Origin of the sequence: Vibrio sonorensis (assembly GCF_001854765.1) — a bacterium.
GTDB classification, from domain to species: domain Bacteria; phylum Pseudomonadota; class Gammaproteobacteria; order Enterobacterales; family Vibrionaceae; genus Vibrio; species Vibrio sonorensis.
The window spans coordinates 17,295-31,611 of record NZ_LJJE01000094.1 but is presented as its reverse complement, the minus strand read 5'-3'; the positions used below and the strand labels follow the sequence as shown (position 1 = coordinate 31,611).

Here is a 14,317-nt window from a genome sequence, read left to right as displayed (position 1 = left end):
AAGGCAAGAACTCTTTTCAACTTTAGTCGGGGCGCTAAATGGTTTTAGAGCCCTAAAAATGGGCAATGCAATGCGTTTAGTATGGAAAATGTGATGTTAACCGGATGTTAAATTAGCCAAAGGTCTAACACGGTTTTGTCGTTGAAGAGTGTTTTATCGCTGGATCGCGATCTGAATCTAACAAGGTCAAGGGGTATGCAGTGCATACCCGTGACACTAAACAATGATGGAGAGAGGGAGAGTGACGATTCGGTTTAAGATTCCGCTTCGAGCTGCTGGAGAAGGATCACCGCTTGAGTTCGGTTTTTAACTCCTAGTTTGCGAAAGATAGCGGTCATATGCGCTTTAATTGTCGCTTCTGAAACATTTAACTCATAGGCGATTTGCTTATTTAGCAGACCATCGGAAAGCATGCCGAGTACCTTGTATTGCTGAGGAGTTAAGGTCGCCAACTTATCGGCTAAATCGTTGCAAGCGGCATTTTCAGTCAATGAGCCTTCTGGAAAAAACGGGTCGCCATTTAATACTTGATTGAGGGCGTTGACCAGTTCTCTCATATCGCTCGATTTGGGGATAAATCCAAAAGCGCCATGACTCTTCACTTGGGTGACTACCGAAGGTTCTTCACTGGCAGAAACGACGACAATCGGAAGGTCTGGGTGCTCTGCTCTCAATTGGATCAAACCAGACATACCATTGGCTCCCGGCATTTTTAAATCCAGTAGCAGTAAATCGGGCTCTTCTTCTTTGGCAAGCAAAGCAAGCAGGGCATCTAATGAATCTGCTTCAAGCAAATTTGCACCACTGATCGCCATGTGCACCGATTGAAAAAGGGCATTGCGGAACAGTGGATGATCATCAGCGATGATAATTGTGTAAGTCGAGTCCATGACGATTAGCGCTTTGTTACTACGAAGTTAAATTAATTATTGTCACCTTTCGTCATCTGGACAATGTTTACCCGCTAAAAGTCTGATGCGCATCGACTTTCTTAAGCCTTTCTCGTCAGGAAATGTTAATCGATACCTTTTTACAATTAAAACACTATCGATTTGGCTCTGTAACAGTGAGCAACCAAGCATAAAGCTTGAGAAGCTTTTCATCTTGCCAAGCATCTTCCGTGGCGGCGAGGAAATAACTAAATGCGGTTTTGGTTTTGTCTTCAGTTAGCGCAACTAATGATGGTCCTAAGTGCTTTGAGCACAACTGGTGGCGAGCGAGAAAGAGGCCTTGCATCTGCTTTGCCGCTTCCATTGTCATGGCAACATTGTTCATGATGAGTGAAACCGTGTATTGGCTTAGTGAATAGCCCCGCTGCGACATCCATTGGCGCCAATTTGGCGCTCCTGGCTGATCTTCAACGTTACCACGGTATTCAATTAAAGGGTATGATGTGAGTAATTGTTCAATCTCACTACTTTCTAAACTAAGAGACGCGGGTCCCGCTGGGTATACCCACTCATCACAAATATGCTTTGCTCTGGCTCCTGAATATTGCCCATCGCCAAAATGGATATGACAATCGATATGAGAGTTATTGAAATCAGCAATTTTATCGAGAGCGATAATTTCTATCGCCTGATTTGTGAAATGCGCTTTGAGTGAATCGATGTTGGGAAGTAAAACCAAGTCTACAAAACTTGGGATAGCGGCGATGACAAACGGCGTAAGTGTTGATGTACTTACCTCTGTCAGGCCTGAATTGATTAAACTCATTCCCTTTTTTACTCTCTCATATAGTTGAGAACCCGCTTTTGTTAGTTCTATCCCCTTAGATTTTCGTTCGATAAGCTTGACTGAGAGTTGCTGCTCAAGACGCTTCATTTGGTGGCTAACGGCACTGGGAGTAATGTGCAGGATATCACTCGTACGACTGAGGTTTTTCTCCTCAGCGACGATGACAAACGTTTGTAAAAGGCTAAGGGTATGATGATTTTTCATACTTTGATGTGAATTATTTTCAAAACAGATTGATACATTATCGCTTCACTCTCGATAGGTAAAGGCCAGATAATTGCCACAAAATCTATAAAAGGAGACGTTATGTCAGTACACCTAGCAACCGTTAATTGGAAGAGATCGGAAAATGAGGCGTTTATTGATGGCCGCTACAGTCGCGTTCATCAGTGGACTTTTGATGGGGGTGTGACTATGGATGCCTCTCCTTCCCCTTCTGTTGTTCCGGCACCTTATTCAGATGAAACCTGTATCGATCCAGAAGAAGCTTTTGTCGTCTCACTATCGAGCTGTCATATGCTGTTCTTTTTACAATTTGCAGCAAAAGCTGGTTTAGTCGTCGACCATTATCAGGATGAAGCACGCGGAGTATTGGCGGCGAATGAAAAAGGTGATTTGGTGATGGCAGAAGTGTTTTTAAAACCGAAAGTAACCGTTGTTGGCGATGTTGCAGATCTTAGCCAAGTGCTAGATTCGCTTCACCATAAAGCACATGAAAGTTGCTTTTTAGCGCGCTCAGTCAACTGTAAAATTACGATTGAACGATAGTATAAAGGCCGGTAACTACCGGCCTTTAAATCATTAAGGGTGCACTTGTTGAAGATGTGCAAGAAACGGCTCGGCGGGCATAAATCCAGTGATTCGAGCGGTTGGAATATGTTGGCCTGACGCATCCCAAAACTCTATGGTAGGAAGCCCTAGCACATTTAACGATTGAAGAAGCTCGATATCCTGAGGACGGTTCTTGGTGACATCCGCTTGAATAAGCACGAATGACGAAAGCTTTTGTTCGACATTGGCTTGGTGGAAAGTGTATTTTTCAAACTCTTTACACGCCACACACCAATCGGCATAGAAGTCGAGCATTACTGGCTTTCCAGAGAGTTTGGCCAGTTGAAGTTGCTGCTCAAGTTCGCTGACGGTTTCTATGTAAACAAAGGATATTTTGGATTCGGCTGTCTCTTGCTGGGGTGCAAACCAAAGGTTTAGAAGAGGCTGGCTTGAGGCAAAAAGCCCCAGAACGGCGATGATCCCAAGCGCGCTTTGCTTCCAACCGCCAAATGGCAAACTGTTTTTACTATGGTACAGCCAGCCAAACGCCAAAATCCCTAGTATCGACCACAGTATGCTCGACCAAAATTCCGGTAAGATACGCTCTAATAAGAAGATGGGTGCGGCCAGTAGGACAAAGCCAAATAGGGTTTTTACTTTGTCCATCCAGCTTCCCGCTTTTGGCAGCAGTTTATTGCCAAATACCGCCACAATTATCAGTGGGATCCCCATCCCTATCGCTAGGGCGTAGAGTGTTGCAGCACCAGTGAGTAAATCGCCGCTTTGGGCGACATAAAGCAGAGCACCAGAGAGAGGGGCTGTTGTACAGGGAGAGCAAACTAATCCCGAGATGGCACCCATTGCAAAAACGCCGACACTACTGCCACCAGTTTGCTTGTTGCTTAAATTGTTAAGCCAAGTTTGGGCCGCTGCGGGTAACTGTATGGTGTATACCCCAAACATGGACATTGCGAGAGCCACAAATAAGAGACTTAAGCCTATAAGTACGTAGGGGTGTTGCATTGCAGCTTGAAACTGCAGACCCGCAGAAGCCACGATTAATCCAAGTAAGGTGTAAGTGAGCGCCATTCCCTGTACATACAAGAATGACAATCCAAGAGCGCGCTTGGTGTTTAGCTTACCGCTACCTAAAACAATCGAGGTTAAAATCGGGTACATTGGGAGGACACAAGGTGTGAAGGCGAGCCCGATACCCAGCGCAAGGAAAAGGATAGGGGTCCACCAATTGTCAGCTAACTTACTTGCCAGCGAAGCGTCTTGAGAATCAAAGGTGCCATTTTCAGCGGTGTTATTGGCCGATGGTTTTGAAGTGTCACTAGACGCATTAAAGGGTTGCAGTTCAACGATTCGAGTTTCGGGGGGATAACAGAATCCCGCTTTAGCACATCCTTGATACTGAACAATCAGCGTTGCCCCATCTTTAAAGTTTTCTAGTGTTACTTTGGCAAACAGTGGTGAAGTGTATATGTGAACATCACCGAAAAACTGATCAGTGTAGGGTTCGCCATCTCGCATTTCTACGCCGCTGACAGTAACGTTTTCCCCGCTGATTGAGATGCGTTCTTGATACAAGTAATACTCAGATTTTACCTGCCAATCGATGTTGATCGCGTTGCTGTCTTGATAGTAATTAAACGGAAATGCCTCACCGACCGGAACAAAGGTATTACTATTGTTTGAGAGTGCATCGAGCGTATTGTTATTGTCAAAAAGCGCCATGCTAGGCATGGAGACCAAAAAAGTTAGCAAGAGTAATAGTGAAGCTAGAATACGCATGATTTGAAACACTTGATGATTTTATCGCTTATGGTAACTCAATCAGACAGGGAATGTCGGCAAGAAGTTTCAACGGAGAGACAAAAAAGCCTGTCGCTTAAGCGACAGGCTCAGTGTTTAACCCACCCCTAGGCGAGTGCGAACAATGCGTTCACAGGCGTCGATATTGGAAACATCTTTTGGAATGATCAGAACGGTATCATTTCCGCCAACAGTACCGAGTATCTCGGTATGTGGGTCGATGTCGACTAATCTAGCGACCAGTTGAGCACTTCCCGGATGCGTTTTTACCACCACGGTTGATTGGTTGTGGGTAATAAACTCTATCTGAGAAGCGATAGAGGATTCCACTCGCACTGGGGCACTCTCTACAGTGATGCAGTACACTTTTTTACCGCATGCATTCTGCACTTTTACCACGCCAAGCTGAGATAGCAAACGAGAAACCGTGGACTGACTGATCCCAGTAAAGCCGATTTCGATGAGCGCTTCGCGCAGCTCATTTTGAGTAGCAAAACTTTGCTTTTGAAGAAGACGTTTGCAAGCCGCAGTAAGAGTTTTATCTTCTGATTCGGTTATACGATTGTTTTGTAGAGTTTCGCTCACGGGAACTCCTTACATTAAGCGTCTGGATACGATCTTTCCCTGCATTTACAAGACCTTCCCAACCCCTGGAAAGTCGCCTTTGTTGAGCGCTCACATTTTGCACACAAGTGTGTCTAATTTTTATAAATGTAAGTATATCAGTAAAATTTGTAAGGCGTTTTGAATCGGATCACCAAATAATAATCCATTTTATAACTGATTATATGGTGTTTTATTCTGAATATTGATTGTATATCCGTCGAATAGAATAAATATCCAAAGATTTGAGGAAGATAGGGTGGCGCGCTCACCACCCCAGAGTGACTAGCGGATTTCAGTCATAATTTCACGAGAGAATACTTTTTCACAGTAGAAGCATTTGAGCTGAATTACGCCATTTTTGACAATGACTCTAAATTTACTTTCCACTGGTTCACCGTGAGAAATACAGTTGCTATTAGGGCAGGCAAAAACGCCTTCAATGACCTCAGGGAGCTCTAGGGTAAGCTTGTCAGCGACCTTGTACTCGGTGATTTGATTTACGGTTGCGTTGGGAGCGTAGAGGGCCAATTGGTTGGCTTGCTCTTCAGTGAGATACAGATTTTCGATTTTAATTAGATCTTTCGTACCTAGTGCCGAAGAAGGCAGATTTAAGCCCATTGTGATTCGTTGCTCGCTTTTGTGCATACGGAAGAGCTTAAGGATCTTAATCCCCATGTTGGCTGGAATATGGTCGATCACCGTGCCATTGCGGATTGCTTCTACCTGTAGTTGTGTCTCTTTTACCATGATAACGTCTCCTGCAATTTATAGGCTTTGGTTTAAAACTAGAGCGAGTAGCGCTTCGCGTGCATATACGCCATTTTCGGCTTGCTCAAAATAGTAAGCGTATGGGGTTTTATCCACATCAGTGGTTATTTCGTCGACACGTGGCAGTGGGTGCAACACTTTTAAGTTGTCTCTTGCCTCAGTCAACGTTGCTGCCGTTAGGATATAGGCCGATTTCATATGGGCATATTCAGATTCGTCAAAACGCTCTTTCTGTACTCGCGTCATATAAAGGATATCAAGTTCTGGTGTGACTTCTTCAATATTGTTGTGGCAAGAATAAGGGATTCCTGCCTCTTCAAGTTCTTCACAGATGTATTCAGGCATGGCTAGTGCGTCGGGAGCGATAAAGAAGAAACGCGGGTTGTTAAACTTGGCTAGCGCTTGAGTCAAAGAGTGGACAGTGCGTCCGTATTTTAAGTCACCGACAAAGGCAACGTTCAGGTTGTCTAGTGTCTTTTGCGTTTCGTAGATAGAGAACAAGTCGAGCAGAGTTTGAGTTGGATGCTGATTCGCTCCGTCGCCGCCATTGACCACAGGCACGCCGTTTGAGAACTCTGAGGCCAGTCTCGCTGCGCCTTCTTGTGGGTGGCGCATCACAAACGCATCCACATAAGAAGAGATAACTTGAACAGAGTCAGCCAGCGTTTCTCCTTTTTTGGCCAAGGAAGTGTTGCCACCATTGTCAAATCCGATAACGGTACCGCCTAAGCGTTGAACCGCTGTTTCAAACGACAAACGGGTACGCGTCGAAGGCTCGAAGAAACAGCTCGCCACTACTTTGTTTTTAAGTAGCTCTGGATTTGGCTCCGCTTTCAGGCGAGCAGCAGTTTCGACGATAAGCTCAAGTTCTTCACGGCTTAGTTCAGGAATGGAGATAATGTGCTTGTTAAACAACGAATGCGCCATAACGTTTCTATCCTCGTCAGTGTAAAGGCAAAAAAAAGCCCCCTAAAAATAGGAGGCTTGAATTGGGATCAATTGAGAAGAATAACGGCGAAGATGACGCTTGTTTGAAGCGACATGTTGCGCGGTGAGATAAGCAAGATTGCTGATTCATTTTCTCTTCTCTGTAGACAAATTGCGGAGGATTATACGGACAAATTTACGCCTTTCAACCGTTTTAGAAAACTATCCACAAATTGGATATTTATGCAAAATTACTGTTATTTAACAACAGTTAGCGACACTTTTGTTAAACGGCTCTCGCTCTAAAATCGGCAATGTTCAGGTGAAAAAAAATGCGGGCTTTATTCCGAGTCCATCGAAGTTAAACTCAAAATGCCACCCGCATTTCCCTGCGTGATCCCGAGAGGTGAGAATCACATTCATTGGTGATTAATCACCGAGTGTTGCTACCATCACAGCTTTAATGGTGTGCATGCGGTTTTCCGCTTCGTCGAAGACAATTGAGTGCTCAGACTCCACGACTTCATCCGTTACTTCACAACCGTCTTTCAGTACAGGGTACTCTTGTGCCAACTGCTTACCTACCGTAGTGTCTTCACCGTGGAATGCTGGTAGGCAGTGCATGAATTTCACATGCGGGTTGCCAGTGGCCTTAATCATTTCCATATTTACTTGGTAAGGAAGCATGAGATTAATGCGCTCAGCCCACGCTTCTTTTGCTTCACCCATCGATACCCACACATCGGTGTATAGGTAGTCACAACCTTGAACGCCTTCTTGAACGTCTTCGGTTAGCGTAATTTTTGCACCAGTGCTCGCTGCGATTTCGCGGCACTGACTGACAAGTTCTTCTTCAGGCCAGAACTGTTTTGGAGCTACTAAGCGGATATCCATACCCATTTTCGCTGCGCCAACCATTAGTGAGTTACCCATGTTGTTGCGAGCATCACCTAGATAAGCAAACTTCATCTCGTGAAGCTGTTTACCGCGACCGTGTTCCATCATGGTTAGGAAGTCAGCAAGGATTTGTGTTGGGTGGAACTCGTCGGTCAAGCCATTCCACACTGGAACGCCAGCGTATGCGCCTAGCTCTTCGACAATCTCTTGACCAAATCCGCGGTATTCGATGCCATCGTACATGCGGCCGAGAACGCGAGCAGTGTCTTTCATTGACTCTTTGTGACCAATTTGAGAGCCAGAAGGGCCTAAGTAAGAGACCAATGCTCCTTGGTCAAAGGCTGCCACTTCAAATGCACAGCGCGTACGAGTTGAGGTTTTTTCGAAAATTAGGGCAATGTTTTTGCCTTTCAATCTTGGCTGCTCATAGCCGTTGTATTTTGCTTTTTTCAGCTCGGCAGATAAATCCAACAAGTGTTGAATTTCACGAGGAGTAAAGTCTAATAGTTTTAGGAAGTTACGGTTACGTAGATTAAAAGCCATGTTATTTTCCTCTTTTGATTAGCGCCTTCTTATTTGCAGGGAAAAAGAGGTAAGAAAGCGCTGAAATAGTTAATTGGTATAGATGAGTTAACCTTTGGTGATGTTAGTACCAGCTTGGCCTTGAAGAATGCGTAAACCATCTTCTAAAGCACCGATACCCACAAGCTTTCCACCTTGTCGAATAAACTCGCAGGACGCTTCGATCTTTGGCCCCATCGAGCCCGCATCAAACTCGTAGTTGGCTAATTCGCTAGGGGTTGTACTTCTCAATGCGTGTTGAGTTGGGGTTCCCCAGTCTAGATACACTGCATCTGCATCGGTAAGGATAAGCAGCGCGTCGGCATCCAGTTGCTTGGCAAGGAAAGCCGCAGACATGTCTTTGTCTATCACTGCTTCAACACCGACCAATTTTCCACCCTCACGTTTCACGGGAATACCGCCACCGCCAGTACAGATCACAAGGTGCCCTTCGTCGATGAGCTTAGTAATCGCTTCGTGTTCGATGATCCCAGTTGGTTGTGGGCTAGGTACGACTCGGCGGAAATGTTTGCCATCTGGTTTGATGGTCCACTGATATTTCTCTGCCATTTCACGAGCTTCTGCTTCTTCGTAGATCGGGCCGATCGGTTTTGTAGGATCCGCAAACGCAGGATCTTCAGGATCAACCGTCATCTGAGTCAACATACAAGTGACATTGGCAGAAGGGATCTGATTCTTAAACTCTTGCATCAGCATGTATCCAATCATACCTTGAGTTTCGCTACCCAATACGTCTAGCGGGTATGGACTGACTTTTTTGTACTCTAGGCCTTGTAGGGCCAGAAGACCGACTTGGGGGCCGTTACCGTGAACCAGTACCACGTTGTAATCTTTAGCAATCTCCGAGATGGTTCTTACTGCAATCTCAATGTTCTGGCGTTGTACTTCTGCTTCTAATGGCTCGCCGCGACGCAGTAGTGCATTTCCACCTAGGGCTACAACAACAGTTTGTTTTGTCATAACTCGAATCTCTTTATCAGGGCTGAGGTTGTTACCTCAGCCAGTTAAACAAGGGTTAAATACCGTCACGCTCAATTGGGCAGCTCATGCAACGTGCACCGCCGCGACCACGTCCAAGCTCATCTCCAGGGATTGGCAGAACAGTGATGCCCGCTTTGTCGTATTTTTCGTTGGTATAAGTGTTGCGCTCGTAACCAATAACAACACCTGGCTTAACAGTTAGTACGTTGTTGGCATCGTTCCACTGTTCACGCTCTGCTTCAAAGCTATCACCACCAGTGGTGATTAGATTGAGTTGACCTACGCCTAGCGCTTTCTCAATGGTATGGATGTAAGAATCCTGTTGAGACACGCGTACCGCACCAGACTCATCACCTGTTAAGCTCCAGCAGTTCACATCATCTGGAATAACATTTGGATAAATTGAGAAAGTATCTTCGCGCATATGTGTCATGACGGTATCTAGGTGCATGCAAGAACGATCTTTTGGCAGTTCTAGTGCTATGACTTGCTTAGCTTGACCGTGTTTGAATAGGCTTGATGCCAACTGTTCAACACCTTGTGCCGTTGTACGCTCAGACATGCCAATCAGTACAGCGCCTTTACCAATGACTAGAACATCACCGCCTTCAATGGTCGATAGGTCGTAGTTCTGCTCTTGGTCACCGAAGTACTTGATAAAGTCTTGGCCAGCAAACGTTGGATGCCAGCGATAGATAGCGCGAAGATGGTTGGTTTCACGCTGACGAGCCACTTTCGCCATTGGGTTGATAGATACGCCGCCATATACCCAGCAAGAGGTGTCACGGGTAAATAGGTGGTTCGGCAGAGGCTCAATGATAAAGTCGGTTGGTTTATGCATAGCTTGCAGCATAGAAGAAGACTTCATTTGCATTTCGCCGTAAGACAGACCACCAGTAAGGATTTTTGCTAGTTCTATATTGGGTAGGTCACCCAAGTAGCAACGTACGTCATTGGCGAAAGTTGGACCAAAACGGTAGTTGGAAATCTGTGTGTTTAACAACCACTCTTTTGCTTCAGGAATGGCTAGGGTTTCTGCTAAAAGGTTAGTTAGCAGTAATACTTCTACGCCTTGGTCACGTAGTGTTTTTGCAAACACATCGTGCTCTTCACCCGCTCTATCAACAGCAAGTACATCATCAAAAAGCAAATCATGGCAGTTAGATGGTGTTAAATGAGTGAGAGCGCGTCTTGGACGGTGAATTAAAACGCGACGTAATTGACCGATTTCAGAACCTACGTATAGCTTACTCATAGTCGTATCTCTCTTATTTAGACTGGCAGATTAATTTATATTGCCAATATTATTATGTAGGGATTTAAGTGAGTTAAATAATCACTAACTTTGTTTCTTGAGATATATATTACGACTCGATTTAAGTTATTTCCGTGCGTTAATCACACTTCGATTTTATTCAGAATTTGTGTGTTTTTAATCCATTAACAATATATATTCAATGTCATGGTTAAATGTTATGTACTAACTATTTAATTAAGAGGGAAACTTATGCATATAAGACTCGTAAGTGACTAAGAAAAGTTATTGGTTGGGAAGTTTATTCACTATCAAATCGATAATTTTTCATTTTATTAAGTGAATTTATGCAGTCTTGCGCTTTATCTATATGTTTTTAGTGGGTGAATTAATTTGTTGTTAACAAACATTTGTTCGCATTGTTTAACTGGATCACGTTTGAGCGGGTTGCAACTAGGTTTTTTGATAGTGACAAAGCCGGTGTTTAACTTGTGATTAAGTATATTTGAGGTAATTATTCCACCGGACTAGCGGCAGAGTATTTGATGGGTGATAGTGGGTTGATTAAGGCTTTAATAGCGCAATGAACCGTTGGAGGTGGAGCTGAGAAAATCGCAGAAAATAGCTGAGCTTTTTACGCTTTACACAAAAAAACCGCCCAATATAGGGCGGTTGTCTATTAGACCAAGTTGGGGTTATAGCAGAGCACCTAAACTTAAGGCGATCACACAAAACACGGTGAGTATACCGAGTAATGGCGCTACCCATTTCACCCAGCGTACATATGGGACTCGTGCAATAGCAAGGCCCCCCATCACAACGGCGGAAGTAGGCGTCACAAGGTTTACTATGCCAGATGCTGATTGGTAAGCAGTGATCACAAGGTCGCGACCTACACCGGCAAAGTCAGCTAATGGCGCCATAATTGGCATGGTAAGTACCGCAAGACCAGAAGTTGACGGAACCAAGAAAGACAACAATATTTCTAGGAAGAACATAACGTTAATAAATACAACGGAAGATAAGCCTGTCACCATCTGCTCTGCGGAGAACAGGATAGTGTCGGTGATCATACCGCGGTCCATCACTACAACGATGCCTCGTGCGATACCGATAATTAGTGCAACGCCAAGTAAATCACGTGCGCCGTCAATAAAGCTGCTAGTAAATTCTTCTTCGCTCATGCGAGCAACCAGTCCGACAAGAATAGTAGCGGCTAAGAACATAGCTGAGATTTCAGCCATCCACCAGCCAGCAACAGAGACGCCGTAGATCATTACTGCAAAAGAAGCACCGAAGATAGTGAGTATTAACTTACGAGTGCCAGTGAACTCCAGTCTCTCACCGTCTTGGTTACCTAGGAAATGGGCTTTGTTCTCTTCGTATTTGTCATAAACAATGGATTTACTTTGGTCTGCTCGAACCATACGAGCGTAACGCATAACATAAGCGACACAGATGGCCCAGCCAATCACCAGCATAATTACGCGAAGCATGATGCCATCTGTAAATGGAATGCCTGACGCGTTGGCAGCAATAACAGTTGCAAACGGGTTAATCGTGGAACCAAGACAACCAATACCCGCGCCCAGTAATACCGTTGCAGCGGCAACCAGTGGGTCAAACCTCGCTGCCATCATTACTGGAACCAAAAGCGTATAGAACGGCAACGACTCTTCGGCCATGCCATAAATGGTACCACCCGCAGCAAACAGGGCCATGAGTATTGGTATCATTAATTCTTCTCGCCCTTCCAAACGAGTGGTGACTCTTTCGATACCCGCATCAATGGCACCTGTTTTAGTGACTAGACCAAGAAAGCCGCCAATGACTAGTATAAATAGGGAAACGTCAATGGCTGCCGCTTCATAGGTATTGTGGTCGTAAAAGCCATCAATAGGAGCAAGTAGTACATCAATAACGCCTTGAGGGTTACCCTCAACCGCTTGATAGGTTCCGGTTACAGGCACTTCACGGCCTAAGTCGTCATTCATCTCTCTGTCGTATTGGCCTGCTGGAACTATCCAAGTCAACATAGCAACAAGAGCAATTAATACGAAAAGAATGGTATACGCTGAAGGGAATTTAAAATTGGCGAAAAACCCGCCTTTTTTTTCATTTGTCGGTACAGTTTGGGTTGTCATGGCTATCTCCTTACTCTAATTAATTTCGTATTAATTAAAGCGAGTCAGCGACTCATATATTTAAGATGGAATAAAGCAAAGTATTTTTATAAGAACAAAGTTATTGAATTATTAAATCAGTTAAGTGATTTATTGTTAATTGTATTAAAGTGGAAGAGAGGCAACTTTGTGGATCTTCACAAAAAGTAAGTGATTTTACTTGGGTAAAATTTAGAATTTTTTTATCAAGGGTAAGTTTTTACACAAGACGGATTTATATTCCATATGTCGTAGCGCAAACAAGGTGTGTAAGGCGAGTGTTCAATCAATAAGAATAAGTAGTGGGAATTTTATTCATTAGGAGTGAAAAAGTGAATAATTAGACTTTTGACTGGATTCTTGATTAGGGTCAAAATTTTATTGTGATCTCGGTATTTTTATTTGCTTCAAAATAAAAAAGAGGGGCGAATGCCCCTCTTCATTTTTGTGATTTTTTATATGACTAAACCGCCAAAGGCGAAACCTAATGCAACCGCAGAAGTGATAGTCACTACGCCGGGAATAAAGAACGGGTGGTTAAAGACATACTTACCAATACGAGTTGAGCCGGTGTCATCCATTTCAACTGCTGCCAGAAGTGTTGGGTAGGTAGGTAGTACAAAGAGCGCACTGACGGCCGCAAAAGATGCAACTGCGGTTAACGGTGCAACACCAATGGCCAATGCTGCAGGCATAAGTGCAACTGTCGTCGCGCCTTGTGAGTAAAGTAGCATCGAAGCAAAGAAGAGCACCATGGCAAGCATCCATGGATAATCGGACAACAGTTCTCCGGCGACTTCCTTAATGCCATCGACATGGGCATTGACAAAAGTCGACCCCAACCAAGCGACTCCAAGCACACATACACAAGCTGTCATACCTGAACGAAATGTTGAGGCGGCAGGAATTTTTGACGCATCAATTTTCGTTAGTAATACGATAAACGCTGCGGCTGCGAGCATGACTGCCATAATCGCTTCATTTCGGCCCAATGCTGGATCTTCAATTAGGCCAACAGACTTGGAAATTGCCGCGGCATAGCAGACCACAAAGGCAATAGCACCTAGGAAAATAAAGGTCGCTTTTTTAGCCGTTGGTAAGATCTCACGCTTGGTTTCTGTATTGAGTTTGATAAGACCTTGTTCTAATCGCTGTTGATAGACAGGGTCGTCTTTTAGCTCACCACCCATAAAGTTAGCCACAAAAGCGCCAACCATACAGGCGATAAAGGTAGTAGGAATGCAAACGGCCAATAAGGTTAAATAGTCGACACCCATTGGAGAAAGCATAGCTGCAAAAGCAACAACAGCCGCAGAAATAGGGGATGCGGTAATCGCAATTTGAGAAGCGACAACAGCAATGGAAAGTGGACGCGACGGACGAACCCCCTGACCTTTTGCTACTTCAGCGATTACGGGAAGTGTTGAAAACGCAGTATGGCCGGTTCCCGCCATTAGTGTCATCAGAAACGTAACAATGGGAGCATAAAAGGTAATACGTTCTGGATTTCTGCGTAAAAAGTTTTCGGCTATTTGAACTAACCAGTCCATGCCACCTGCAACTTGCATCGCGGCGATGGCGGTGATAACCGACATGATAATAAGAATGACGTCCACGGGGATATACGCCTGACTAGTGGGCACTCCCATGACCAAAGATAAGGCGATAACCCCCGCGCCACCTGCTAGGCCTATGCCTATTCCGCCGATTCGTGCTCCTAAGTAGATAAAAAGCAGAACGACAAAGAGTTCGACTGCAACCATATTGATACCTCATTGATTTATTATGATTTTGTAAAGGCTTACGACTTCAA

At 44.6% G+C, this 14,317-nt stretch carries 12 protein-coding genes; 1 reads left to right on the top strand and 11 read right to left on the bottom strand.

What is annotated here, in order from left to right; genetic code table 11:
• Window positions 1-254 precede the first annotated feature (254 nt).
• The gene (locus BLO31_RS17720) at window positions 255-890 is read right to left on the bottom strand and encodes a response regulator transcription factor (RefSeq protein WP_070969859.1); all 636 of its coding nucleotides are present in this window, start codon (window positions 888-890) and stop codon (window positions 255-257) included.
• A gap of 154 nt (window positions 891-1,044) precedes the next feature.
• Complete coding sequence (locus BLO31_RS17715) at window positions 1,045-1,941, bottom strand: LysR family transcriptional regulator (protein WP_070969855.1); 897 nt, start codon at window positions 1,939-1,941, stop codon at window positions 1,045-1,047.
• 102 nt (window positions 1,942-2,043) lie between these two features.
• Here BLO31_RS17715 and BLO31_RS17710 point away from each other — a divergent pair, with 102 nt between their 5' ends.
• A complete protein-coding gene (locus BLO31_RS17710) occupies window positions 2,044-2,505 on the top strand; it encodes an OsmC family protein (RefSeq protein ID WP_070969852.1) in 462 nt (153 codons plus the stop codon).
• A 33-nt stretch (window positions 2,506-2,538) separates the two neighbouring features.
• On the opposite strand, the gene BLO31_RS17705 is transcribed toward BLO31_RS17710, so the two are convergent.
• The 9 genes from BLO31_RS17705 to BLO31_RS17665 all read right to left on the bottom strand — a co-directional run bounded on the left by BLO31_RS17705 (window position 2,539) and on the right by BLO31_RS17665 (window position 14,267).
• Window positions 2,539-4,305, bottom strand: a complete 1,767-nt coding sequence (locus BLO31_RS17705) for a protein-disulfide reductase DsbD (protein WP_070969848.1) — start codon at window positions 4,303-4,305, stop codon at window positions 2,539-2,541.
• Between the two features lie 117 nt (window positions 4,306-4,422).
• Complete coding sequence (locus tag BLO31_RS17700; protein ID WP_070969845.1) at window positions 4,423-4,911, bottom strand: arginine repressor; 489 nt, start codon at window positions 4,909-4,911, stop codon at window positions 4,423-4,425.
• A gap of 303 nt (window positions 4,912-5,214) precedes the next feature.
• Window positions 5,215-5,679, bottom strand: a complete 465-nt coding sequence (gene pyrI, locus BLO31_RS17695) for an aspartate carbamoyltransferase regulatory subunit (RefSeq protein ID WP_070969842.1) — start codon at window positions 5,677-5,679, stop codon at window positions 5,215-5,217.
• A gap of 18 nt (window positions 5,680-5,697) precedes the next feature.
• Window positions 5,698-6,627 carry an aspartate carbamoyltransferase gene (pyrB, locus tag BLO31_RS17690; RefSeq protein WP_070969839.1) on the bottom strand — a complete coding sequence of 310 codons (930 nt, stop codon included), beginning with the start codon at window positions 6,625-6,627 and terminating at the stop codon, window positions 5,698-5,700.
• 429 nt (window positions 6,628-7,056) lie between these two features.
• A complete protein-coding gene (locus tag BLO31_RS17685; RefSeq protein ID WP_070969836.1) occupies window positions 7,057-8,067 on the bottom strand; it encodes an ornithine carbamoyltransferase in 1,011 nt (336 codons plus the stop codon).
• 87 nt (window positions 8,068-8,154) lie between these two features.
• Window positions 8,155-9,066, bottom strand: coding sequence for a carbamate kinase (arcC, locus tag BLO31_RS17680; RefSeq protein WP_070969833.1), 912 nt, complete (start codon window positions 9,064-9,066; stop codon window positions 8,155-8,157).
• A gap of 55 nt (window positions 9,067-9,121) precedes the next feature.
• Entirely contained in the window at window positions 9,122-10,342 is a 1,221-nt protein-coding gene (arcA, locus tag BLO31_RS17675; RefSeq protein ID WP_070969830.1) for an arginine deiminase, read from the bottom strand.
• Between the two features lie 695 nt (window positions 10,343-11,037).
• Entirely contained in the window at window positions 11,038-12,486 is a 1,449-nt protein-coding gene (locus BLO31_RS17670) for a YfcC family protein (RefSeq protein WP_070969827.1), read from the bottom strand.
• A 473-nt stretch (window positions 12,487-12,959) separates the two neighbouring features.
• Window positions 12,960-14,267, bottom strand: coding sequence for an anaerobic C4-dicarboxylate transporter (locus BLO31_RS17665; protein ID WP_070969823.1), 1,308 nt, complete (start codon window positions 14,265-14,267; stop codon window positions 12,960-12,962).
• Window positions 14,268-14,317 lie beyond the last annotated feature (50 nt).